Genomic DNA, 25,394 nt, shown 5'->3' with positions numbered 1-25,394 from the left:
TTTGATAGGAAAATTCGTTATGTAACAACTTTCCAATTATGATTCGTTGTCGCTTCGATTGTTTTTCGTTCTAATATGTAATTTGCAATGAGCTCAGACATATCAATTGGTATATCTTTTATAATGGGCTTATTTTGATACATAGCATAATTTCCGCCACCGCTTGCACGGTAATTGTTCATGACAACGTCATACTCTTGATGAAAGTGAATAGGAGCGCCTTTATATTGTAGGGAAACGACTCTTTCCCCTACTGGTTTTGAAATGTTTAATATGTATGAAATGCCTTCCCACATATCGTAATTATAATGTTGCGGTTTTGGTTCTATATATGCAGGGTTTACAATGATATTTCTATCTGTATCTAACGAGAAATATTCAGCAGTTAACTCAAGTGCCTCTTTTATATCTTTTCCTGTAACGCGAACAACTTTTAATGTATTTGGATAAATATAATTCGAAACAATATCTCTCATTGTAATCTGGTTTGGAAAGCCGGAAGATTCGTTATGAAACAGACTGGTACATGAAATATCTACTCCGGATACATCCATCTGTACTTTATTTATGAATTCGATAAAGGCGCAATCTTGTAAGCGAGTTTGCATCGCATCGTGAATCAACATATCACCAATAATGGAGCCAATAGGTTGGTCTAACCATTCTTGCGTTCGCTCTTCATATGTCGATATAAGTGAAAGCACCTTCTCATCTGCTGGAATACCTTCAATAGGTAATAATTCAGAATGACATTCTTCAATCATCCACTGATTTTGATTCCTTGTTAAAGTGACATGGATTTTCCCTAATGAACGGCCATTGGATCCAGTTTGTAGAACAGTTACACCATTTACTTTTGTATGAGCAATATAGCGATGTTGATGCCCCGTTAATAAAATATCAATACCTTCAATTTCTTGACACATTTCATATCCTTGATTTTCCCCTGTTAAAATCTCTGTTGGTTCTCCGGTTTGTAAGTCACGTTCAAAACCGCCGTGGTAGGCAACAATGAATAAATGTGGTTGCTCATGCTCTTTAATATAGGAAACCCACTGCTTTGTTGTTTCGAGTGCGTTTTCGAATATTACATCTTCAATATGATGAGGCTGTTCCCAATTTGGAATGTAATGCGTTGTTACTCCTAAAACAGCAATTTTTATATCTGGATGTATATGTTTAATTATATATGGCTTTCCAAAATAAGGTTTCCTTGTTTGTTTATTCATAATATTAGCGGCTAAATAAGGCATATTTGCATGAGCAACAGCTTTGTTTAATACGTCCATTCCGTAGTTAAATTCATGATTTCCAATAATCGCTGCATCATAACCGATATGATTGGCGATAATCGACATTGGATTTTCTTCATTCTGCATATATTTGGTGTAGTAATAAGTAAACGGAGTTCCTTGTATGAAATCACCGTTATCAATTACGAGAACATGATCATTCTGGGTGCGTTCCTGTGCAATGCGCGTTGCAATCTTTGCTAGTCCTAGTTCTGCATTTTCGTTATTTTGATAGTGTATCGGGTAAACCGTACCATGAATATCACTCGTTAATAAAATATTCACATTTACAATGTTGTTTTGATTCAATGTTATCAACCTTCTTTTATATAATCCTTCTACAGGGAATATCACAGTTAGTTTTCATATGTATTATCTACATTTGAAGTAAACATATATGCAACTGCGACTTTAGAAATTTTTATCCTTTCGTGTTGACTCTCACGTTACGTTATACTTTATTGTATGTACTAAGGGAGGGCAAAACAATGACAATGAAAGTGAAAGAAGTAGCAGATTTAGTTGGTATTAGTGTGCGCACACTGCATCATTATGATGAAATTGGGTTATTAACCCCAGAGGAGACGACCGAATCTGGTTATCGCCTTTATTCCGATGATAATCTGGAGACATTGCAACAAATTCTATTTTTTAAAGAACTTGGCTTCCCTTTAAAGAAAATTAAAGAAATTATCGATAATCCTTCATTTGATCGACAAGAGGCACTTGTTTTGCATCGTAAAATGTTGCTTGAGAAGCGCTCTAGATTAGACAAAGTGATTTCGACGGTTGATAAGACGATTCAACACTCGAAAGGAGAAATTCAAATGACAAACAAAGAAAAATTTGAGGGCTTTGATTTTAGTCAAAATCCATATGAGCAAGAAGCACGTGAAAGATGGGGAAATGAAGCGGTTGATAAGGCTAATAAAGCAGCGAGCAGTATGACGAAAGAGAAGCAAGAAGAATATAATGCGATTTATAGGAAGCTTGCAACGCTTCGTAATGATTCACCTGAATCAGAACAGGCTCAAGAAGCAATTCAAGAATGGTATAACTATTTGCAGAATTTTGGTCATTACTCATTGGATGCGTTTAAAGGTTTAGGACAAATGTATGTCGATGATGAACGATTTACAAAAAATATTGATCAATTCGGTGAAGGATTAGCGAAGTTTATGCAGGTTGCAATGGCTGTGTATGCTGATCGTAATAAGAAGTAAAATGAACGCTTGTAATTTAAAAGGCTCTATTCTTCATTTGGAGAATAGGGCCTTTTTCGTATTTCACGAAAAAGGTGGAGTGTGTAGTTGTGAGGCTGTTAATTATTACATAAATATTGTGTTCTAAACCATGAGCGAAGAAAGAGAGTATAATAAAATAAGAAGAGAAAGGGGGATTATTATGGCGCTACAACATGAATTTGTATTTGTTTCACCTGAAAAAGGGGAGTTAAGTTCTGAAGATTTTTCTTGGAATGACATGGAGTTTTCTTATAAAGACGGTACAGCTGTTGAAGAATACGTCATTTTAAGTGATGAGTTTATTTTATATATACTAGATTTCTTGCGTTGGATTCCAACTTATAACCCTTCTAGAAGAGAGAATGGATTTGGTCTTCATTATCATGGCATCACTAAAATTGAGAAAGAAGGAGCAAATATAGCAGTAAATTTATTTCGTTCACTAATTAATTTGTTTTCATTAGCACCCGAAACAATGGAACTTACAGGATCATTTCAATGGACTGATGGTGATGATGGCGAATATGAAAAGCTATTTTTCAATCGAGATACTCTGTGTGCAGAATTACAATCTTTGGTTAAGTTATGTTATAAAGTGAAATGTGAAGAAGGATACATTTTACATTTTGGAATTTAATTTTGGAAAAATATTTGTATCATTTCAGATAAATTGTTTAAAGATAATATTGAGTCAGCTTTTTTACTATGTATTAAACTTTAGCATTCATAAGTAATTCTTTTAATTCTTCTGTAGATAATTTGCTTTCTAACGCTTTACTTAAGTCAAGTATAGAAGTTTTATAATCTACTGCTACTTGTAAACTATCAGTCTTCTTTTCTTCTGCTTTGTCGTTACTACAACCTACCCCTGCTAATAACATGATTGGAAGTGCTAACGTTACAAGTTTCTTTGCTTTCATATTTCTATTACCCCTTATTAGTTGAATAATTGTATGTATAATTACAAGTTACTCTATTACTTTGTACGTTCTTCCATTTTCTTATCAAGTGCTTTGGCGTAGGCATCTTTGGTTTCCTGATTTAACTTATAAATTGCTTCTCTCCACTGTTCTCCATCTACACCTGACATATGTGGAGAACTTTTTAATACAGATTCTTGAATCTTCAGTCCATCGTCTTTATCAGCGTCTTTTATTAACTTTGTTCCTTTTCTTGCATCTGTTATCCCTTCTTGTACGAGTTTATGAATGCCCTTGTATTTATCAGGTACTATTATGTTCTCCATACGGTCTAAGGCTTCATCCATATCGTTTGCTGTTTTAAATACATCTTTATATTTCTTATTATCTTTTGAAGCTTCTCCTAGTTTTAACAATATTTCATCCTTCTTGAATTGAAACTCTACCAGTTGCTCACAAATATAATACGGATACTGTTTTTCAGATATTACTGTTTTCGACATTGCTTTACTAGTTTCCTCAGTCTTAGGGATAGAATCTTTATCTCCTACCCCACAACCTACTAATAATAGAACAGGTATTGCTAATGATACGAGTTTCGTTGCTTTCATTATGTATACTCCTTCTTAACAGTGTTGTAATTGACTAACATATGGAACTGTAACATAAAATAAATAAACAAATATAAAATCATTTTTTGTCATTAAAGTAAATATTAGGAATTTTAATAATATGATAACATGTATTACGATTGTAGGAAATCCCCCCTCTGCATGCTTTACTTCCCAATTTACCCTTATTCGACCTCTAACGTTTAGCGTTTGGGGGCTTTTTTATGCTCCCAATAAAATCCCCATCAAAGTAATACTTGTCCATTAAGTTATTTACAATACCGTTAAAATATACAAACTTACCTTTAGATATTTTCGTATGTAAAAAGATTTATGTGTATATCATAGGGAGTTAAATCAGTTTAATTCTCTATCCTGTCTGTATATAATAGTAGAAATTAAAAAAACAAATATCTTTGTTATTACCATGTTGGTGTAAACTTGATGAGTCTTATGTAAGTTGGCTTAGATAATAAAGAAAGCCGACTCATATAATGTTGAGTTGGCTTTCTTTTTCATATTTCCATACTTGTTAGTTTTCCGCAAACAAAGCTCATCAGTAGACGAAATCTATATCTTGGATATATTTCACCAGTAAATTGCAAACGCTCATTTTTAAGTTTGACGACCCTGAAAGAGAAAATTCTAACTTTAAGATTACTATTTTAATATTTTATTTCAACTGATAAATACTTACGTCCCCAGTAGTTAGCTTGTGCTGTTTTGGCAAAAAGGACATCAAGACGATTACCTTTAATAGATTTTCCAGTATCACGAGCTACTGCTGTTCCATAACCAGGAATATACAGTGTTGTTCCAAGTGGAATTAGTGAAGGATCAACTGCAATCATTTTCTGATTTGGATCACCGGTAATCGGAGTTCCATCACGTGCGTCTCCAGTATTTTCCTCGGCGCTATAAGCGGTTACCTCTGCATCGAATGCAGTCCAGTAGCCATTCGAATCAAAATGGCAATTTATAGGATGTCCATTTACATAAATAAGTCGAGTTTCATTTGTTGCCAATCCGTAATCTCCAGGTATGTAATAGACCCACTTACCGTTAACTGTACTCCAGCCTTCCAATTGAATGAGGCTTCCTGTATTCGAATCTAAATTATACCAATGTCCATTAATAAGTTGCCAATCAGTCTTCATGGCACCATATTCACTTGGAACGCTAGTACTTTCATTTAAATAGTACCATTTGCCGTTATCTTGAACCCAGCCAGTCTTCATGGCACCACCATTTGGATCTAGGTAGTACCATTTGCCATTATCTTGAATCCAACCTGTTTTCATAGTTCCGTTTTGATAATAGTACCATTTTGAATCAGATTGCACCCAACCATTTTGTACAGAATTCGTCTGTATATTTGATGATGGAGAGTCAGCCAAACTAGGTACAGGTAGAACTGATATAAAAGTTACTCCTAAAATAATAATTGAAATTAATTTTTTCATAAATACCCCCATTTTTTATGGTAAACTACAAATCTCACAATAAAACATACCATAATTATCTAAAAAAATAAAATATTGTAATTTTACTGATAATTTTGTAATATTTTGTTTGAAGACTTCTTTTTTTATTTGACAAAAATTAGGTTGTATTAAATTCCTGAATTTTAGAGTCTTATTTTATGAGGAAGTGTTTAAATAAATATACGGGGGAGAAAAGAATGAAAAAATTAGTGTTGAGTGTAGGTCTTGGTGTTACGTCTATGTTTGCTTATTCATTAGTAGTGCCTTCAGAAGGTGTACATGCCGAAGTAACTCAAAATGGTTGGGTACAATCTAATTCAAATTGGTACTATTATGAAAATGGAACTATGAAAACAGGTTGGATTCAAGATAATGGCAAATGGTACTACCTAGATCCAAATGGTGGTGCCATGAAGACTGGCTGGGTTCAAGATAACGGCAAATGGTACTATTTAAATGAAAGTACTAGCGTTCCAAGTGAATATGGTGCCATGAAGATTGGCTGGATCCAAGATGGAGGTGTGTGGTACTACTTAGATGCAAATAATGGTGGTGCTATGGCAACTGGACAATTACAAATTGATGGGAGATGGAACTATTTCACTTCTAGTGGTCATTGGGTAAAGGTTCTTGATGTTGCTCAAAATTATTTGGGTGTTCCTTATGTATGGGGAGGTAAAAACTCAAGTGGTCTTGATTGTTCGGGATTTGTTTATTATTCTTGGAATCAAGCGGGGTATTCAAGAGGATATGAGACTTCTCAAGGATTATATAATAGTTCCCAAAGAATTAGTAGAGCAAACGCTGAACCAGGAGATTTAGTATTTTTTAGTGAAACATATAGTACAAGCGCCGTTACTCATGTAGCTATCTATGTTGGTGGAGATGACATTATTGAAGCTAGTAGCGGAGCGGGTAAGGTTAAATATTCTAAACTATCTACTAATTGGTATAAAGATAAATTAGTGGGCTTTGGAAGAATAACAAACTTTTAATAGATAATATTTAAGGTTATACATAACAAACTATGTATAAATATTATTTAAAATAAGGTTATAAATTAATAATTATATTGTCTTAAAAGAGATGATTCACGTATAAAATGAATCATCTCTTTTTTCTTTTTTAAGAACAGGTTTTATAGATAAATTAACCATAATTTTATATCTACTTAATATTTAACTATTAAAATTTTACATGAAATAACAATTAAGGGGATGATTTTAGTGGAATTGACAGTAATCGATGAACAAAAGGTAACAGCGTACTTAGTGCAAGTATCGCAGTAAGATAAAAATTTCTTGTTTCATATTCGGGAAATCGATGACAACATAGATATTAATTTTATTGATGAAAATAATAACTTTTTAACACCTGTTCCTGTTGAACTATTTCTTAGTAAACTTCTGAGCGAGGAAGATAAAGTGAACTTTAGAAGAGTATATAGAAATATGTCAGGATTGGTATTATTAGAACCATTGACACGTGAGGAATCAATTTATGTAAGAGAAATGACAAAAGAAGAGGCTGTTGCATTTAGATACTTAGAAGATACTTTTTCACGAGACTTAATGGATAAAGTAAAAAGTCCTCTCATGCGAGAAGGGCTTTCCGTTCACATAATCAGTATGATCAGAAGTGCTTTTTATAAATAGTTTGAGAAGAAGTCTATTGGATTGATAATCTGCGTTTCTACTCATACCGCAAGTGTTCCATAGATAAAATAAAAAGGGCTTTTCCAACAAAGAATGTACTTCTACAGCAAGACAAGTACTCAGTCATCCAAACGCTTGTTACATAAAATGAAGAGAATAACTCATACATTCTTTGTTCATGAACTTGCAGATTTATGAACGTTTAAATCACAAAAATAGGAGACCTATCTATGCATAGAATCAGATGATTTGAAGGTTTCTTAGAAAGGATGAATATATTGTCTTTTCCTAACATCCCCAATATAACACCTACTATTTCTATTACTACTGCACAGACCATTCCATTGCTTTTAAGCTCATTGCCTTAGAAGAATTAGCTCTGGCTCATATTGTCAATGCTGAGGCTGAAAAGCTTCAATTTGTTTTAGGAACATTACCGCCGGGAAGTACGACACTTTCCCCTCCGGTAGTTACAATATCCAATCTTCTTGCTATTGAATCCAGTGTGCAAAAGACTCTTCGTGATGTCATCAAAAAGGAAATGCTCTTAGAATTCAAGTTTGAAAATGTTCTGGATCTATTAGCTACTCTTCCTCCTTTGTTTCTTTTTGTATCGAATCGTGACAATAACACGATATCCATTTTTGATATCTCCAATCCTTTAAGTCCTGTACTTGTAGAGGTGTTTGGTAATGCAGAGGAGTTAAATGGTCCTACCGAATTGGCGATTACCGGTAACACGCTTTATGTCTCAAATCAATTCGATAATACGATATCCATTTATGATATTTTCGTTCCTCCGACTCCTATGCAATTTGTAAAGAAGTTTGGTGGTGCAGGAGAGTTAACTGGCTCTGCCGGATTGGCGATTACAGGTAATACTCTCTATATCGCAAATCAACTGGCTAACACGGTATCAATTTTTGATGTTTTTACTCCTCCGGTTCCTGTACGTATAGGAGAATTTGGTGCAGACGTTTTACATGCTCCTACTGGATTGGCTATTTTTCTTCCGCCTGCTCCAGTCTAAAACGAATAATTATTTATGTGAGGTTAACATAAATAATTATTCGTAGTAAACAAAGAGGCTAATCCCATTGTAAATTTATCAAGGATTACGACTTTTTCTCTTTTGAAAGCTTTATATATAGTAGGGAGTTATTTTCTTTTTTTAGGATTTAGTGCCGTCTTTAACTATTTTTTAACAGCCTAATACTTTTTTATAGTCTAAAACGTTTTTAAAATAAAACAATTAGTTTTGGTAATAATTACAAATTCCCGATATATAATTATCATTGTGACATACGAATTAGTTCGCATGAACTATGTTTAAAAGGAGGAGAATTACGTGGGGAAAATCAAAAAAATGATATCAATTGTGGGAATTATAGGAATGATGGTATTAGGTTTTTTGTTTATTTCACCACTACAAAACGCATCAGCAGCGGACATGGGGAGATTTACTACACAGTGGGGAACAAAAACAATTGGTACTGTTTGGGCATCAGGGGACAAAACAATTTGGATTAATGGTGTTAATAGATATTATAAAGATGGAACTGGACCTATAAAACCAGCGAATGTAGGAGCAATACAAGTAAGATTATGCACTGCTGGTACAAATAGCTGTACTAGTTGGAAACCATTCACTGAGACTTATAGTTGGCCATATTATAATGGAAATGCAAGATTTACTGGTATGAGAGGCGCGTATTATAACGTACAAATTACGGATGCTTGGGAAAATTATTATTTCACATATACTTGGTCTATTTAATCTTTTATATTTATAAAAAATTTTGATTAAAACTCATAAAGAATTCTTTAATGAAAAAGAAACTAAACTGTATAACTTTTTTCAAAACATCGTTATCAGGTTAACAAAAGTATACTGCCCCAAAACGATAAAATTGAGTAATTTACAAAAAATTGTTTTAGGGTAATTCTAAATTCTTAAGTTGATGGCAATGTAAGGTGACCCCTTCTAAAAAATATCATTTTCGCATAGGGAAATGCGTTTTTATCTATTTGCGCCAATTTATCTCACGTCATATACTCAAATTGCATATTTTTCGACTTGATGTAGGAGATGGCGATAAAAAGCTACTCCTACTTTTTTATACACATATATACTTATTAATAGAAGAAAACAAAATAGCATAGGATAAAGTCTAGTAGGGAATGAAATTTTATCTACAATTTGTAAGTTAAAGTTTGCGACGCGAAGGCACTTAATGCTTGTATATGATATGTGTGGCAATAGAAATGCAAATCGAATACTAAAAGAATTAGAACGATACGTAGATGTAACGGTTGTATTGTAATTGTCCAGATATTGGGTATATTGAAAGGCCTATAGAATTTCGTTGTGATGGAAAAAATATTTGTATTATTCCAGGTGTAATGTTTAAAGATAATAATGGCTTACATGTAAGGATTATTTGCAGTAAAACATGATTTGTTTGTTAGAGTTTTTGTTATGCAGGACATATTGTAATTTGACCACATTTTTGACCACATTCTTTTTAAAAAGTGTGAAAACCTAAAAAAGTATAGCAGATTGGAACCCTATACATTGTGGAAAATAGTACGTTTTTTTGAACAAATACGAAAAAACATCAACATATTTGTCGATACATGTTGTATAATCTTGCAAGGAAAGATATCATATAAATGTGTAAAACGTTTACTTTAATATAAGCGAAGGGAAGAATAGCATGACACATTCAATCGAACAACTTTCTATCAACACGATTCGCACATTATCCATTGATGCGATTGAAAAATCAAACTCTGGTCATCCAGGAATGCCAATGGGTGCAGCTCCAATGGCGTATACATTATGGACGAAATTTATGAAACATAATCCAAAAAACCCAACGTGGTTTAACCGTGATCGTTTCGTATTATCTGCAGGTCATGGTTCAATGTTACTATATAGCTTACTGCATTTAGCTGGTTATGATGTAACAATGGATGATTTAAAGAATTTCCGTCAATGGGGAAGTAAAACACCAGGTCACCCTGAGTTCGGTCACACACCAGGTGTAGACGCAACAACAGGTCCACTTGGACAAGGTATTGCAACAGCTGTAGGTATGGCGATGGCTGAAAGACATTTAGCAGCGAAATACAATCGTGATGAGTATAATCTTGTTGATCACAATACATATGCAATTTGCGGTGACGGAGACTTAATGGAAGGCGTTTCTGCTGAAGCATCTTCATTAGCAGCTCATTTAGGATTAGGTCGTCTAGTTGTACTATATGATTCTAATGATATTTCATTAGATGGCGATTTAAATCGTTCTTTCTCTGAAAGTGTAGAAGATCGTTATAAAGCATACGGCTGGCAAGTAATCCGTGTTGAAGATGGAAACGATATCGAGGCAATTGCGAAAGCGCTTGAAGAAGCAAAAGCTGACGAAAAACGTCCAACATTAATCGAAGTAAGAACAACAATCGGATTTGGTTCACCAAACAAATCTGGAAAATCAGCTTCACATGGTTCTCCGCTTGGCGTAGAAGAAACGAAGTTAACAAAAGAAACATATGCTTGGGCATTTGAGCAAGACTTCCATGTACCAGAAGAAGTGTATGAGAACTTCCGTAAAACAGTACAAGATGCTGGTGAATCAGCACAAGCTGAGTGGAATAAAATGCTTGATGATTATGCGAAAGCATACCCAGAATTAGCAGCTGAACTGCAAGCAGCAGTGAAAGGTCTTCTTCCAGAAGGTTGGGATAAGAACTTACCAACATACGAAATCGGTTCAAAAACAGCAACTCGTTCATCTTCTGGACAAATTATTAATGCAATTGCTGAATCTGTACCGTCATTCTTTGGTGGATCTGCAGACCTTGCTGGTTCTAACAAAACGTACATGAACAAAGAAAAAGACTTCACAAGAGAAGATTATAGCGGCAAAAACATTTGGTACGGTGTACGTGAGTTCGCAATGGGTGCAGCAATGAACGGTATCGCACTTCACGGCGGTTTAAAAACTTACGGTGGTACGTTCTTCGTATTCTCTGACTACTTACGTCCAGCAATTCGTCTTGCTGCATTAATGCAACTGCCAGTAACATATGTGTTCACGCATGATAGTATCGCAGTTGGAGAAGACGGACCAACGCATGAGCCAATCGAACAGCTTGCAGCTCTTCGTGCAATGCCAAATGTAGATGTTATTCGTCCTGCTGACGGTAACGAATCTGTTGCAGCTTGGAAACTAGCGTTAGAATCTACAAAAACACCAACTGCATTAATCTTAACTCGTCAAGATCTTCCAACATTAGAAGGTGCAAAAGACGATACGTATGAAAAAGTTGCAAAAGGTGCATATGTAATTTCTCCAAGCAAGAAAGAAACTGCTGATGCAATCTTACTTGCAGCTGGATCTGAAGTAAGCTTAGCAATTGAAGCGCAAACAGCATTAGCAAAAGACGGTATCGATGCAGCTGTTGTTAGCATGCCATCTATGGATCGCTATGAAGCGCAATCAGCTGAATATAAAGAATCTGTATTACCAAAAGCAGTAACGAAACGTTTCGCGATTGAAATGGGTGCTACTTTCGGATGGCATCGTTACGTTGGCCTTGATGGAGACGTATTAGGAATCGATACATTCGGTGCTTCTGCTCCTGGTGAAAAGATTATGGAAGAATACGGATTCACTGTAGAAAACGTTGTTCGCAAAGTAAAAGAAATGCTATAATGATTTTAGAAAAATCTCTCCAGCATGGAGGGATTTTTCTATGTAAAAGAAGTTATTTCGTTGTTTTTTTGCAGTAAAACCTACTGATGGAAGTTTTGCTTTATTCGACAGAAAAAGTTTTTTCTTTCTCCGCAGTCAGACAATCATTGCATATTTACTTCTATATAATGAAGGGAATAAGTTGTCCAATGCGGGAGGGAAAGTATGAGAACGTATGAATTATACTTAATTCAAGAAGATATTACGAAGACGTATTTCGGTCGTGAATTTTTATTGTTTGATTTGTTTACTCGTTTTGCACAGTCTCGTTCCCTTTCAGAAAAGAAAGTGTTGTATAAACAAATGAAGTATATAACGTTGCCTTTACAAGTAATGAAATTACATCATAAAATGGAACAAGCACTGCGGACATATGAGAAATATGAAAGAAATGATTATATGCATATAGTGTCTAATGAAAATGTATACGGTGAAGTGAGTATTAAATCGCAGTATATCCGAATGTACACTTCTAGAAATGTTGAGTTAGAAACAGCTATTTTTGAAGTGCTTAGAAAATGTGAAATGACATTTCTTGCGATGGATTATGAGAGTAAACAGTATGGATGGTTAAATCCTCTCAAACAAGTACGTACTTATATATAAAAAATGTCGAATACAATCTTGTCTTATTGAAAAGGTTTTAGTACACTGTAAGGTAGACAACATGAAGGAGGAAAATATATGTCAACTTGGGTAATTGTTCTATTGAGCGTATTAGCAGGACTAGCTGCAGGCGTAGCGTTAGGATTTTTTATCGCACGCAAATATATGATGAACTATTTACAAAAAAATCCACCAATTAATGAACAAATGTTAAAAATGATGATGATGCAAATGGGACAAAAACCATCCCAAAAGAAAATCAATCAAATGATGAGCGCAATGAACAAGCAACAACTGAAATAAGCGCTAAAAAGGGCACTCGAAGAGGAGTGCCCTTTTATTTTGTCTTCTAAAAATGTTTTAAACTTTAAAAAATTCAGTATTTTTGATAAACTAAAAACATCGCTCATTTGGGATAGGAGGTATATAATGAAGGTTTTTTTAGACTTGGCATGGTTTTTTAAACAAGAGAAGCGAGCATACATAATTGGTATTTTTTTATTGTTTGGCGTTGCTCTTCTTGAGCTCGTACCACCAAAAATAATTGGTATCATTGTTGATGAAATTAACAATCATTCATTAACGACTCAGAAGTTATTACAATGGGCAGGAATTTTAGTTGGTGCTGGGGTGATGATGTATATTTTGCGTTATTTGTGGCGCATGATGATTTTTGGTTCTTCTTTAAAGTTAGCCCGTCAATTACGCCGAGAGCTGTATGAACATTTTACGAATATGAGTCCATCATTTTACCAAAAACATCGTACCGGTGATTTAATGGCACACGCAACGAATGATATTCAAGCAGTCCAGCAAACAGCAGGTTCCGGAGTATTAACGTTTGTAGATTCATTAGCAGTAGGCGGGTGTGTTCTCGTTGCGATGGGGTTTACAATTAGCTGGAAATTAACATTACTCAGTTTAATTCCAATGCCAATCGTAGCGATTGCAACGAACTACTACGGAACTTTGTTACATCGTCGTTTTCATAAAGCGCAACAGGCTTTTTCAGAAATCAATGATAAAGTTCAGGAAAGTATGAGTGGAATGAAGGTAATTCGTTCACTTGGTCAAGAAAAAGAAGATTTACAATCATTTCGTAATAAATCAGAAGAGGTGGTACAGAAAAATATTCTCGTTGCTCGCATTGATTCATTATTTGATCCGACAATTACTTTAATTGTAGGTTTTTCTTTTTTAATTGCAGTGTGTTATGGCTCTGTATTGGTTGTTCGTGGGGAGATTACGATTGGGGAACTTATTACATTTACTGCTTACTTAGGGACACTCGTATGGCCTATGTTAGCATTCGGTTGGTTATTTAATATTATGGAGCGCGGCCGTGCTTCTTATGATCGTATTCAAAATTTATTTATGCAAGTGTCTGATGTGGTAAATAGAGAAGGAGCAAGTGAAGAAATAGCAAGTGGTGATATCAATTTTGATATTGACACATTCTCGTATAAGAAAAATGAAGTAACAAATTTACAAGACATTCATTTTTCTTTACAAAAAGGGGAAACTTTAGGGATTGTAGGTCGTACTGGAGCAGGGAAAACGACATTATTAAAATGTTTAATTCGAGAATATGATCATTTTGATGGGGGCGTGCGAATTGGAGAAACTGATATTCGAGATATGACACTACATGCTATTCGTTCCGCAATTTCATATGTACCACAGGATCATTTTTTATTTTCTGCGAGTATAGGAGAAAATATCGCATTTGGAAAACCTAGTGCTACATATAAAGATATTGCACATGCTGCTACTATAGCATGTATTCATGAGGATATTACAAAATTTCCAGAAGGATATGAAACTGTAGTTGGTGAACGAGGTGTTTCTTTATCAGGTGGTCAAAAGCAACGTATTTCGATTGCACGTGCATTATTAACCAATGCTGAAATTTTAATTTTAGATGACTGTTTATCAGCAGTAGATGCAAAGACAGAAGAAACGATTTTGGCGTCATTAAAACGTGAACGACAAAATAAAACGACTATTATTACAGCGCACCGTTTAAGTGCGATTCAACATGCAAATTTAATTCTTGTTATTGATGATGGAAAGATTGTACAGCGTGGTACGCATGAAAGTTTAATGCAACAAGATGGCTGGTATAAAGACATGTATGAAAGTCAGCAATTAGAATCGTTAGTTGAGAAGGGAGGAGTATGATGCAGGGGGAAAAACGAAGTGATCTATGGCGTCTATTATCATATATGAAGCCATATAAAAAACTGCTGACATTCGCGTTTCTATTTTTAGTGGGTGCAACTATAGCGGAAATGATGGGTCCTTTTTTAATTAAGAAATTTATTGATGAGCATTTAGTTCCGAAGAATTTTGAGCAAAATGTATTAGTAACGTTATTTATTGTTTACATCGTATTTCATTTATTAAAAGTCCTCTTTACGTATTTGAACTTATTGTATTTCCAAAATATTGCCTTCAAAATTGTGCAAGATATGCGTGTGGAAGTGTATGAGCATGTACAAAGTTTATCGCTTAGCTTCTTTGATCGTACACCGATTGGAACGCTCGTTTCGCGAATAACAAACGATACAGAAGCAATTAAAGATTTCTTTGTGAGTGTATTATCCACCTTCGTAAAAAATATTGTATTTTTAATCGGTATTTTAATATCTATGTTTTTATTGAATGTGAAACTTGCACTGTTTTCGTTACTTCTTATCCCAATAATGATTACGATTATGGCTCTTTATCGTCGGAAAAGTTCAGTTTTTTATTTAGAACTCCGCAATCAATTAAGTGTTTTAAATGCAAAATTGAATGAATCGATTCAAGGCATGAACATTATTCAAGTATTCCGCCAAGAAAAACGAATGCGTAAAGAATTTGAAGAAGTGAATGAAAAACATTACGGAGCAGGGCGCCGTAATTTGAAGTTAGATGCACTCTTTTTACGCCCAGCAACCGATCTTGTTCATATTTTGGCAATCGTATTGGTGCTCACGTTGTTTGGGATTGATGCAATGCATAGCCCTGTTGAAGTAGGTGTATTATATGCCTTTGTGAACTACATTCATCGTTTCTTTGATCCAGTAAATGAAATGATGATGAAATTGTCTTTCTTTCAGCAAGCGGTTGTATCATCATCACGTGTGTTTCTTTTAATGGATGAAAAAGATTTAGCACCAGTCCAACAAGGGAATGGAACTCCTTTCATGACGGAAGGGGAAATTGAGTTTAAAAATGTTACTTTCTCTTATGATGGAAAACGCGATGTGCTGAAAAATGTGTCTTTTCATGTGAAACCTGGGCAAACCGTTGCATTTGTTGGGCATACAGGTAGTGGAAAAAGTACAATTATGAACTTATTGATGCGTTTTTATCATGTTAATGAAGGGGAAATTGTAGTTGATGGAGTTCGACTAGAGAACTTTCAAGAAAAGGAGATAAGGAAACGCATTGGTCTTGTATTGCAAGATGCTTTCTTATTTGCTGGAACAGTGAAGCAAAACATTCGTATGTACGATGAAAATATTACAGATGAAGAAGTCGAAACGGCTGCAAAATTTGTGCAGGCAAATACATTTATTGAACAGCTACCAAATCAATATGATACAGAAGTAGTTGAGAGAGGGGCGGCGTTTTCAAGTGGTCAAAGACAACTTGTAGCATTTGCGAGAACTGTTGCAACAAATCCAAAAGTATTAGTGTTAGATGAAGCAACGGCAAATATTGATACAGAAACAGAAGAAGCTATTCAAACAGCACTGCAGCATATGCGAAAAGGGAGAACAACTATCGCAATTGCACATCGCTTATCTACAATTCAAGATGCAGACCAAATTTTTGTGATGCATGACGGCCAAATTGCGGAAAAAGGAACACATCAGGAATTGCTGACGCAACAAGGGTTATATTACAATATGTATTTGTTGCAGAATAAAGGAAGTCTTCAGAAAGCATTGTGAGAATAAAGCTTGGAAGGCTTTTTTCTTAAAAATAGTATAAATAACTTGATTATATATATTCATTTTATTTTTTAGACATATAAGTCACTGCTATGCAGAATACACAATGACCGCTACTTGCTTTCTTTTTTTGTTTTAAACCTCGCCTGTGGCAGAAAAAGGTCCTGACCGCCTCTATGCACGGCCAGATGCTCTCGCCCCCCTTAAAAAGAGAGGGGTTTATTAATCCTAGGAATAAGAGATTAATATGTATTACATATTAATTATATATGTAATACATATTTCCGATATGAAGAAGATTACTATATTATAATAGATGTAACGTTCGAATGTTTGAAGTATTACCGGTAATATCCCTATCCCTTTTTTAAAAATGCGAACTAATCTTCCCTTTTTTCTGGATAATTTGTTGTAGATTATACAGAAAATATTGTTCGATATCCATTATGGAACGCACATAATGGAAAAATTCCGATTTCATAGAGGATGCCCCTAATCTTCATGTGATAATATGTACGGAAAGAAAACGCAAATGTTTTCCCTGTGTACGATCGGAAATAGAAAGCTGACCATTTTGGTCAGCTTTTCGTTGTTTCTGCAATGAATTCTTCTTTTATAATTTCCGCTTTTAATAATAATGTTTTCCCGAAACGTCGCTGACATTCTTCTGTTATTTTTTGAATTGCTAATAGGTTAGAAGAGGCAGAAACAGTCACAGTTGCTTGTCTTGTTCTTCGATTTTTCTCACAAAATACACAATCCACAACATACTTAGAAATTTTCACAGAATCATTCCTTTCTGTTTTTTGGAATGCGCTGTCAATGAAGTTGTTGGAAATATTCGATAGATTATAAGTTTTTTCCTCTTTTTTCGAGGGGAAAATAAGTAGAATACAGAATAATATGCAAGGGAGGGATAAGTGTGGAACGGTGGATTGGAGCAGCTGCAATTTGTATGAACGAAAAATTTGTGCATTTTGCTCTTGGGATAACTCGTTCTTGTTAGCTTGATGGCAATGGGTCTATAGCCCTTATAGTATATAGATAAGATAATATTAGTCATCAAAAAAACACGCATATTCAGCGTGTTCAAGTATTCTTGTCGTTATCTTTAAATTTCAGAATAGCGATTACAAGCATACCAAAACTAAGCATCAGAGATAAAGCCTCATAGGTACTCATTCATAGATCGCCTCCTTACATTCAGCCTTCCCCGATTCAAGATTGTCCTATACAAAAGTAATTATTTTTATTTAACATATTTCCAAAAGAATAGATTCCAATAAAAGGATAAAAAGTACACTGTATAATTTTTTACTTTAGGTGACGTGACCCCATGTACTTACCTCTTATTTCTCCTTAAACTAAGGCTCCACATTAGCTTAAATATTTCAATGTGCCTCTAATGGTATTTTCCCGTATGATTTCTTTAAAAATATTTGTCTAATATATAATTCTTATGTTATTAATTTATTATATATATTAATAAAAAAGGGTGTTCTATATGGAATTACGGCATTTACAATATTTTATTGTTGTAGCAGAAGAGCTTCACTTTGGTAGGGCAGCTGCTCGCTTGCAGATGACACAGCCGCCGCTAAGTCAACAGATTCAACAATTAGAGCAAGAGATGGGAGTAACATTATTTTCAAGAACGAAACGAAGAGTAGAATTAACAGAAGCAGGGGATTTGTTTTTAAAAGAAGTGAAAAAAGCTTTTATACAAATTGATAAGGCAGTCGAAGTTGCCCAGAGAGCGCAAAGGGGAGAAATCGGAGAGCTGTCTATTGGGTTTGTTGGTTCAGCGATGTACGATATTTTGCCGCCTATTGTTCAGGAATATCGAAAGAAATTTCCAAATGTATCTGTTGTACTACATGAATTGTCTACCCCAGAACAAGTAGATGCACTTCATGATAATCGAATTGATGTTGGGATGTTGCGTCCACCTATTACAAGTCAGTTATTACAGCTAGAAACAGTTCAACACATTTCTTGTACACTTTGCTTACCGAAAGCACACCCACTTGCGAATAAGCAAACAATATATATTGAAGACTTGCAAAAAGAATCTTTTGTTTTCATTACTCGAAATGTTTGGCCGACTTTATATGATAATATTCTTTCATTATGCCGTGCTGCGGGGTTTAGTCCGCAAATTGTACAAGAGGCGACAGAATATCAAACAGTTATAGGGCTTGTGGCTGCTGGGATTGGGATAACAGTAATACCAGTGTCTGCAAATAAATTATATCAATCAGAAGTTGTCTACAAAGAAATACATGATTCTAAAATTGTTGCAGAACTAGCTGTTGCATATCGAAAAGCAAATATAAATCCAGAATTACAAGAGTTTTTGAAAATAGCGAAAGACAAGACAATGAACAAACTTATAAAATGACGAGAAAAATGACAAAACTGTAAGAATGTACTCTTGTATGTAAGAAAGTTCGATGTTTTCCTTTTTCTTTTTTTATTATAGTGAAAAAAGAAGAAAGAAGAAGGAGATGTTATACTCGTGATAATACCTATTTTTATGAAAGTACAAAAAACGTGGGAGGGGAAGGAAGATGACGTTTTCTCAACTCGCGTTTAAAAACGTAAGTCGAAACATACGTGCATATGCCGCTTATTTTTTAAGCAGTGCATTTTCAGTTATGATTTTCTTTTTATATGCTTTATTTATTTATCATCCTGATATAGATGGACAAGGTGCTATTCGGCAAGGAATGCTTGTTGCGGAGTACATTATTTATTTCTTTTCGTTTTTCTTTATTTTCTACTCTGTTAGTTCATTTTTAAAAATAAGGAATAAAGAGTTTGGGATTTTTGTGATTCATGGTATTACAAATTGGCAATTAATACGGATGATTTTCTTTGAAAATATGATCGTTGGCATAAGTGCTCTTATTAGCGGTATTGCTTGTGGATTTTTATTTGGAAAGTTATTTTTTCTGTCAGCAAGTACAGTAATGGGATTAAAAAGTTTGCCGCTTTATATGCCATGGAAAGCAATGAAATTAACAGCTGTTGTGTTTTCAGCATTGTTTTTCATTGTTGCTTTTACGACAAGTTTCTTTGTGAAAAGTAAAAAAGTAATCGCGTTATTAAAAGGGAATAAGAAGCCAAAACCTGAACCGAAAGCTTCAATTATATTATCTATAGTAGCAGCGACTTTAATAGCTATTGGATATATGTTATCTATAACAGCAAATCCCGGCAGTGTCCAGTTTTTGTTACTTCCCGTTGCAACCATTGTAATTATTGGCACGTATTTTTTATATTCGCAGCTTAGTGTATTTATCATAAAGTTTTTAAAGAAATGGAAGCCTTTCTATTGGAAGAAAACGAATTTATTATCATTTTCTATGTTGGCATACCGCATGAAAGATAATGCACGTATGTTTTTTATGGTCACGATTGTCTCGACAGTTGCTTTTTGTGCCATTGGAACGTTTGCTGCTTTTATAGAAGCGCAAAAGGGCGAGTCGATAAAGAACATCCCATTTGCATTTAGTTTGATTACATATAATGAACATCAAGGACAGAAAGGGCAATATGAAAAGGAGATTGAAGATACTTTTCAAAAGGAAAATATCATATTCCAAAAAGTAAGTGCACAGTTGAAGTTTCAATCTATTCCTAACCATTTGCAACCAGCTGTAATTATGAGTCAGGATGATTATAATAAGTTTGCAAAGCGGCTCGGATATGAAACTGTGACATTAACGGGAAATGAAGCGGTTCGCGTTCCTTCTTTTGGAATAGAAGGTAATATTATTGATCATTCTAAAGAACCAGATGTAACTTTGAAAGAAGGTGGGAAACAAATTCATGTTTCTTCTATGTTGAAACAAAATATTTTTTCAGGCGGTGTATTTCCTGGAGGGATTTTTGTTGTTTCCAATGAAATGGAAAAACAAATGACAGCAGTAGAGAAAACCGTGAGTTATACAGGATATACAGTAAAGAGTTGGGAAGGAACAACGCAAGTAGCAGCAGAATTAGAAAAACGACTGAATCAAAAAGGGCAGTATGAATTTTCATCACGTGTGATCACTTATAATAAGATTAAAGAATTGACAAGCATTATTTTATTTATCGGATTGTTTGTCGGAGCTATTTTTTATTTATCTGCTGTAAGCTTTTTATATTTTCGCTTGTTTACCGATTTAGAAACAGATAAACAATATTATCAATCACTATTGAAACTCGGCATGGATGAAGAGGAAATGAAACAAATTATAACGGTGCAAATGGGCGCGTTATTCTTTATCCCGATTGTTATAGCTGTTTTGCATACGAGTGTTGCTTTTACAACATTGCAAACATTATTTACAACACCGATTCTTCGCTCTTCACTGATCGTTATCGGGCTATTTTTACTCGTTCATATATGTTACTTTTTATTATTAAGAAGACGCTATTTTAAACAATTGAAAAAGCAAATTATGCGATAAAAACGGCGATGTTACTGAGTAACATCGCTGTTTTTAACTTCAATATAATATGTGTATAAGACACTGCTATTTTGTTTGTGCTAAAAATTCGTGCAACAAGAATAATTTTCTTATTAATACATACAGCGAATTCATATATGTACGTTTCTAAGACTTAAGTCTTAGAAACAATTCCTATTAGAGTTCCATGTGAAAACATGTGTTATGTTATACACTAATGTTGGGATAGGAAGTTGTACGGAGGAGTTGTTATGTCGTTATTTCAATTAGTAAGAAAAAATATACAGCAACATGCGGCAGAACGCTTACAACATTTTGTTTTTATTTCTTGTAGTGTGAGTGTATACTTTCTTTTAGTATCCATTCAATATAATGAAGCTGTTGTAGGGACAATGAAGGATAAATCGTTATTAATGAATTTTTTATGTTATGGATCAACAATAACATTCAGTTTTTCATGTCTTTTCATACTGTATGTACATACTCATTTTATGAAAAAGCGTCAAAAAGAATTACAATCATATCGATTAACTGGCATGAAACGAAAGCAAATAGGGCTTATATTATGCTATGAGCAACTTATGATAGGGGGAGGAGCGCTTACAGTAGGGCTTCTTCATGGTATGTTATTTTTAAAGTTATTTACTATTGTTATTTTGAGAGTAACGGGTTGTCATGGAATAAGTAGTGCACCGATTACAATATATGGTCTTTTGTATACAGCTATTTTATTTCTTATTATGATTTCACTGACAATGGGACAATGTTATCGATGCACGTATCAGTTGACTGTTATAGATTTATATAACATGAAAGAGAAAGTATAAAGGGAAATTGGGAGTCTTATTGCTCACGAATAGCGGGATAAATAAAAAACCAGGCTTCTTATAGAAGTCCGGTTTTTTATGCTGCCACTTTTTTATGTGTATGCTGCCTTGTGTATCGTCCGCGCATTTTATAGGCAATTTGAGGAATTGTAATGCCGATAAGGATAAGAGCAACTCCAAGCCATTGTGAAGTCAGTACGGCTTCTTTTAAAAGAAGCACTGACATGATTGTTGTAACTGGAAGTTCGGCAGCACCTAAAATTGTTGCTAAACCAGAACCGATCTTAGGAATTCCAATTGTAAATGCAATAGTTGGAATGACAATACTAAAAGTGCCTAGTGCTAATCCGTATTTCCATAGTCCATTTGCAAGTGTGCCGTTATATATAAATGTTGGTGGGAAAACAATCATTACTAATGTTAACGCACCGGCCATAAGCGTTACACCACGGGGCAATGAGGGAACTTCTACTGCTACTCTTCCGCTCACGAAAATATAAAAAGCAAATGCTACCGCTGATAATAATCCAAAGAAAATTCCTTTCATGTCAATTGCTCCTGCTGATTGTTCAAGTAAACCACTTGAAAGAAACGTTCCAACAAGTAAGAAAAGTACAGAAATCAATTTTTCTCTAGAAGGTAACGTTTTCGTTGCAACTGCTTCAATGATAATTCCGATCCAAACGAATTGAAATAGCAAAACAATACCGATTGAAGCAGGTACCGTTTGTAATGCGCCGTAATAAAAAATACCTGTTAAACTAGCTGATGTTCCTGCAATAAATAAAATAATCATTTGTTTAAATGGTACACGATGTCTCGAAAATAATAATGTAATCGCAAGTAAAATGAGCCATCCGAACAAATATTGACTTCCAATTACTTCTCCAAGCGTAAATCCTTCGCTGTATGCAAATTTAACAAAGATTGCTAAAATACCGTAACTACATGCTCCTAATAAAACGAGTAATGAATAACGAAGCATCTATATCCCTCCGATCTTATCTATATAAATCCAAATTAAAAACTTGACATAACCCCCTTTTCTTTTTAGATGGTCGAGAGCATCTGGCTATGTGTAGAAGCGGTCAGTGCCTTTTTCTGCCACATGCGATGTTCAAACAAAGAGAAGAAAGTATTAGGTTACTTTTTGTTCAGTATGGCGCGACTTGTGTATTAGAAAGTCGAGTTGGATTTATATATATGGTAATCCTGTTCAAAAACGAACAAACTTAGCTAGATGGAAGTATACAAAATTAAAAATGGAGGGTCAACTGAAAGAAAAGTGTGAAATTTTATAGAATAATAATAAAAGTATGATATTTATGCATAATGATGAAAAAAGAGAACGAATTCCATAAGAATATAAGGTGAATATGAATATAACTTTCATTGTAAAAAAATATTTTCCAATAGTAAATGAAGTGAAATATAAATAAAGTAACTATATAAATACAAATTGAAGAAACGACAAAAAAACCTCTTTTTTTAGGGTGGGCGAGAGCATCTGGCCATGCATAGAAGCGGTCAGTGCCCTTTTTTGCCACGTGCAAAGCTAAAACAAAGGGAGAAAGCCAGTAGCTGTAGTGTTTTGTTCTGAATGACAGCAGTTTATATGTTTGAACATCAAAAAGGACTTATATGTAAACACGAAGAATAAGAATTTAATATTTTCATAGTGATAATAGTATGTTCACGAATTTTTCATGGTATTTGCTGTGAATTTTGCTACAATAAATTGAGAAGAAAGGAGGCATAATATGCAAGACATTAATATCTTTTTAGCATTTGGAGCAGGTTTTTTATCGTTTATTTCTCCATGTTGTTTACCGCTCTATCCAGCATTTTTATCATACATAACAGGGATGTCTATTTCTGATTTGAAGGAAGAGAATGCAATGCTTCGTAAACGGAGTATGTTGCATACTGCATTTTTCTTAATTGGATTCTCGATTATTTTCATTGCAATCGGTTTTGGAACAAGCTTTCTAGGGAAGTTTTTTGTAGATTATCAAAATTTAATTCGTCAATTAGGAGCAATTTTTATCGTTGCTTTCGGTCTCGTTATAACAGGGGTGTTAAAACCAACATTTTTAATGCAAGATCGGAAAATTACATTTAAAAGTAGACCGAGTGGTTATTTTGGCTCTACTTTAATTGGAATTGCATTTGCTGCCGGGTGGACGCCTTGTACAGGTCCAATTTTAGTATCGGTTATTGCGCTTGCTGCAACAAAACCACAATCGGCGATGTTATATATGATTACCTACATACTCGGTTTTGCAATTCCATTCTTTATTTTATCATTCTTTATCACAAAGATGACGTGGATTAAAAAACATAGTGCATCGTTCGTTACAATTGGTGGTTATATTATGATTGCAATGGGTGTATTACTGTATTTTAATGGTCTTACAAAAATTACAATATTCTTTTCAGATTTATTTGGTGGATTTAAAGGGTTTTAGTTTTTTTTGTTGAAAAGTTGGAAATACTATCAAAAATACATATAATGATACTATATTTTTGATATTTCCAAAACAAAGGGTGAGTGCGAATGAATTTAGCTCTCTTATCAAGTATTCTTGCAGTTTGTATGGCTGTTGGAGTCATGTTTATTCGTTTGAAGGCAGCAAAAAAACCAGCAACTTTGAAAAAAATTGTGCTTCCACCAATCTTTATGAGTACAGGAGCTTGTATGTATCTGTTTCCTGAATTTCGCTTAACAACATCAGAAATATTAGAAGCAGTTGCTGTAGGATTAATTTTCTCAATTTTTCTTATTAAAACGTCAAAATTTGAAATACGTGGACAAGAGATTTATTTAAAACGCTCTAAAGCGTTTGTCTTTATTTTAATCGGTTTACTTGTTGTTCGTATTGTATTTAAATCATATTTAAGTCAGTCACTTGATATAGGACAACTGAGTGGCATGTTCTTTCTACTTGCGTTTGCCATGATTATATCTTGGCGTATTGCAATGTATCGTTCCTTTACGAAATTGCAAAAGGAAATGAAAAAACAAGAAGATTTTTATAATGAAAAAGATATGAAGTTAACATAAAAAACCTCAAAATTTTTGAGGTTTTTTATTTTGCTAATAACGATTGATAACGTTTGTAATCAATTTGCTTTTCCTTTAATTTTTTAATTAAAAATTTATGATCTCGCTTTGGAGTTGCTATAATATATCCTTTAATAATTAAATCTTCAGTTATTTTTGATGCTTTCTCTTCTAAAGCTAACTCTCCGATTTTACCGGCAATTTTAGATTTTGCAACATCGCGGAAAAGTTCAGGAACTGGACTTACAAGTTCCTCTAATAATTGTTTTTGCTCTTCATCCCATAAGTGCCGTGTTTGATTAATGTAATGATCTTCCCAATCTAAAATAGACATGCCATCTTCTTTTGGTAATCGTTTTAAGAATTTTCGGAACATAAAATATCCACCAATGGACATAAGTCCTAGTAAAATAACCGTCCATATGACAATAAACCAACTGAACCACCCTTCGAGCAAATAGAACCCTCCTTTATGATAGCAGTTTTCCTTTACTAGTATTATAAGCAGTGAGATTGATAGAAATCAAGAA

At 34.2% G+C, this 25,394-nt stretch carries 22 protein-coding genes and 1 pseudogene; 16 read left to right on the top strand and 7 right to left on the bottom strand.

Going from position 1 to position 25,394, the window contains the following annotated elements:
• Nucleotides 1–17 precede the first annotated feature (17 nt).
• Nucleotides 18–1,601 carry a bifunctional metallophosphatase/5'-nucleotidase gene (locus tag BM350_RS00995; protein ID WP_090913104.1) on the bottom strand — a complete coding sequence of 528 codons (1,584 nt, stop codon included), beginning with the start codon at nucleotides 1,599–1,601 and terminating at the stop codon, nucleotides 18–20.
• 179 nt (nucleotides 1,602–1,780) lie between these two features.
• Between BM350_RS00995 and BM350_RS00990 the strand changes: the two genes are divergently transcribed.
• Nucleotides 1,781–2,515, top strand: coding sequence for a MerR family transcriptional regulator (locus BM350_RS00990; RefSeq protein WP_090913106.1), 735 nt, complete (start codon nucleotides 1,781–1,783; stop codon nucleotides 2,513–2,515).
• Nucleotides 2,516–2,696: 181 nt separating this feature from the next.
• Entirely contained in the window at nucleotides 2,697–3,173 is a 477-nt protein-coding gene (locus BM350_RS00985; protein ID WP_090913108.1) for a coproporphyrinogen III oxidase, read from the top strand.
• A 73-nt stretch (nucleotides 3,174–3,246) separates the two neighbouring features.
• On the opposite strand, the gene BM350_RS00980 is transcribed toward BM350_RS00985, so the two are convergent.
• The 3 genes from BM350_RS00980 to BM350_RS27810 all read right to left on the bottom strand — a co-directional run bounded on the left by BM350_RS00980 (nucleotide 3,247) and on the right by BM350_RS27810 (nucleotide 5,530).
• A complete protein-coding gene (locus BM350_RS00980; protein ID WP_090913110.1) occupies nucleotides 3,247–3,456 on the bottom strand; it encodes a hypothetical protein in 210 nt (69 codons plus the stop codon).
• A 56-nt stretch (nucleotides 3,457–3,512) separates the two neighbouring features.
• Nucleotides 3,513–4,067 (bottom strand): hypothetical protein, encoded by a 555-nt coding sequence (locus tag BM350_RS00975; protein WP_090913112.1) that lies wholly within the window; start codon nucleotides 4,065–4,067, stop codon nucleotides 3,513–3,515.
• Nucleotides 4,068–4,732: 665 nt separating this feature from the next.
• The gene (locus tag BM350_RS27810) at nucleotides 4,733–5,530 is read right to left on the bottom strand and encodes a 3D domain-containing protein (RefSeq protein WP_280141347.1); all 798 of its coding nucleotides are present in this window, start codon (nucleotides 5,528–5,530) and stop codon (nucleotides 4,733–4,735) included.
• A 179-nt stretch (nucleotides 5,531–5,709) separates the two neighbouring features.
• On the opposite strand from BM350_RS27810, the gene BM350_RS27805 reads away from it, so the two are divergent.
• The 9 genes and pseudogenes from BM350_RS27805 to BM350_RS00920 all read left to right on the top strand — a co-directional run bounded on the left by BM350_RS27805 (nucleotide 5,710) and on the right by BM350_RS00920 (nucleotide 16,513).
• Nucleotides 5,710–6,546: a C40 family peptidase gene (locus BM350_RS27805; protein ID WP_139207595.1), complete on the top strand. Its 837-nt coding sequence runs from the start codon at nucleotides 5,710–5,712 to the stop codon at nucleotides 6,544–6,546.
• Between the two features lie 306 nt (nucleotides 6,547–6,852).
• Entirely contained in the window at nucleotides 6,853–7,206 is a 354-nt protein-coding gene (locus BM350_RS00960; RefSeq protein ID WP_090913119.1) for a hypothetical protein, read from the top strand.
• Between the two features lie 278 nt (nucleotides 7,207–7,484).
• Nucleotides 7,485–7,792: pseudogene (locus BM350_RS00955) on the top strand (hypothetical protein); the annotation flags it as partial.
• A gap of 762 nt (nucleotides 7,793–8,554) precedes the next feature.
• A complete protein-coding gene (locus tag BM350_RS00945; protein ID WP_090913121.1) occupies nucleotides 8,555–8,983 on the top strand; it encodes a hypothetical protein in 429 nt (142 codons plus the stop codon).
• Nucleotides 8,984–9,923: 940 nt separating this feature from the next.
• On the top strand, nucleotides 9,924–11,924 hold the full coding sequence (gene tkt, locus BM350_RS00940; RefSeq protein ID WP_090913123.1) for a transketolase: 2,001 nt from the start codon (nucleotides 9,924–9,926) through the stop codon (nucleotides 11,922–11,924).
• A gap of 204 nt (nucleotides 11,925–12,128) precedes the next feature.
• Complete coding sequence (gene sirA, locus BM350_RS00935; protein ID WP_090913126.1) at nucleotides 12,129–12,569, top strand: sporulation inhibitor of replication protein SirA; 441 nt, start codon at nucleotides 12,129–12,131, stop codon at nucleotides 12,567–12,569.
• Nucleotides 12,570–12,647: 78 nt separating this feature from the next.
• Nucleotides 12,648–12,872: a YneF family protein gene (locus tag BM350_RS00930; RefSeq protein ID WP_035436970.1), complete on the top strand. Its 225-nt coding sequence runs from the start codon at nucleotides 12,648–12,650 to the stop codon at nucleotides 12,870–12,872.
• Between the two features lie 126 nt (nucleotides 12,873–12,998).
• On the top strand, nucleotides 12,999–14,750 hold the full coding sequence (locus BM350_RS00925) for an ABC transporter transmembrane domain-containing protein (protein ID WP_090913127.1): 1,752 nt from the start codon (nucleotides 12,999–13,001) through the stop codon (nucleotides 14,748–14,750).
• Nucleotides 14,750–16,513, top strand: a complete 1,764-nt coding sequence (locus BM350_RS00920; RefSeq protein ID WP_090913129.1) for an ABC transporter ATP-binding protein — start codon at nucleotides 14,750–14,752, stop codon at nucleotides 16,511–16,513. Before BM350_RS00925 ends, BM350_RS00920 begins: the two co-directional genes overlap by 1 nt.
• 578 nt (nucleotides 16,514–17,091) lie before the next feature.
• Here BM350_RS00920 and BM350_RS00915 read toward each other — a convergent pair.
• Nucleotides 17,092–17,298 carry a DUF3903 domain-containing protein gene (locus BM350_RS00915; protein ID WP_090913131.1) on the bottom strand — a complete coding sequence of 69 codons (207 nt, stop codon included), beginning with the start codon at nucleotides 17,296–17,298 and terminating at the stop codon, nucleotides 17,092–17,094.
• Between the two features lie 719 nt (nucleotides 17,299–18,017).
• Here BM350_RS00915 and alsR point away from each other — a divergent pair.
• The 3 genes from alsR (at nucleotide 18,018) to BM350_RS00895 (ending at nucleotide 21,800) form a co-directional block, all read left to right on the top strand.
• On the top strand, nucleotides 18,018–18,914 hold the full coding sequence (alsR, locus tag BM350_RS00910; RefSeq protein WP_090913133.1) for an acetoin biosynthesis transcriptional regulator AlsR: 897 nt from the start codon (nucleotides 18,018–18,020) through the stop codon (nucleotides 18,912–18,914).
• A gap of 169 nt (nucleotides 18,915–19,083) precedes the next feature.
• Nucleotides 19,084–20,973, top strand: coding sequence for an FtsX-like permease family protein (locus BM350_RS00900; RefSeq protein ID WP_090913135.1), 1,890 nt, complete (start codon nucleotides 19,084–19,086; stop codon nucleotides 20,971–20,973).
• Nucleotides 20,974–21,224: 251 nt separating this feature from the next.
• Nucleotides 21,225–21,800 carry an ABC transporter permease gene (locus BM350_RS00895; RefSeq protein ID WP_090913137.1) on the top strand — a complete coding sequence of 192 codons (576 nt, stop codon included), beginning with the start codon at nucleotides 21,225–21,227 and terminating at the stop codon, nucleotides 21,798–21,800.
• Between the two features lie 76 nt (nucleotides 21,801–21,876).
• Here BM350_RS00895 and BM350_RS00890 read toward each other — a convergent pair whose 3' ends face one another.
• Nucleotides 21,877–22,785, bottom strand: coding sequence for an EamA family transporter (locus BM350_RS00890; RefSeq protein ID WP_090913139.1), 909 nt, complete (start codon nucleotides 22,783–22,785; stop codon nucleotides 21,877–21,879).
• A 775-nt stretch (nucleotides 22,786–23,560) separates the two neighbouring features.
• Here BM350_RS00890 and BM350_RS00885 point away from each other — a divergent pair.
• Together BM350_RS00885 and BM350_RS00880 are read left to right on the top strand one after the other, a co-directional pair.
• Nucleotides 23,561–24,268: a cytochrome c biogenesis CcdA family protein gene (locus tag BM350_RS00885; RefSeq protein WP_090913141.1), complete on the top strand. Its 708-nt coding sequence runs from the start codon at nucleotides 23,561–23,563 to the stop codon at nucleotides 24,266–24,268.
• Nucleotides 24,269–24,357: 89 nt separating this feature from the next.
• Nucleotides 24,358–24,864 carry a CcdC family protein gene (locus BM350_RS00880; protein ID WP_090913143.1) on the top strand — a complete coding sequence of 169 codons (507 nt, stop codon included), beginning with the start codon at nucleotides 24,358–24,360 and terminating at the stop codon, nucleotides 24,862–24,864.
• A gap of 25 nt (nucleotides 24,865–24,889) precedes the next feature.
• On the opposite strand, the gene BM350_RS00875 is transcribed toward BM350_RS00880, so the two are convergent.
• Nucleotides 24,890–25,321, bottom strand: a complete 432-nt coding sequence (locus BM350_RS00875) for a DUF2621 domain-containing protein (RefSeq protein ID WP_090913145.1) — start codon at nucleotides 25,319–25,321, stop codon at nucleotides 24,890–24,892.
• Nucleotides 25,322–25,394: the final 73 nt, after the last annotated feature.

Source organism: Bacillus sp. 103mf (genome assembly GCF_900116295.1).
GTDB lineage: Bacteria > Bacillota > Bacilli > Bacillales > Bacillaceae_G > Bacillus_A > Bacillus_A bruguierae.
Note: the sequence above shows the minus strand (reverse complement) of the source record. Positions and strands in the feature narration are given on the sequence as shown.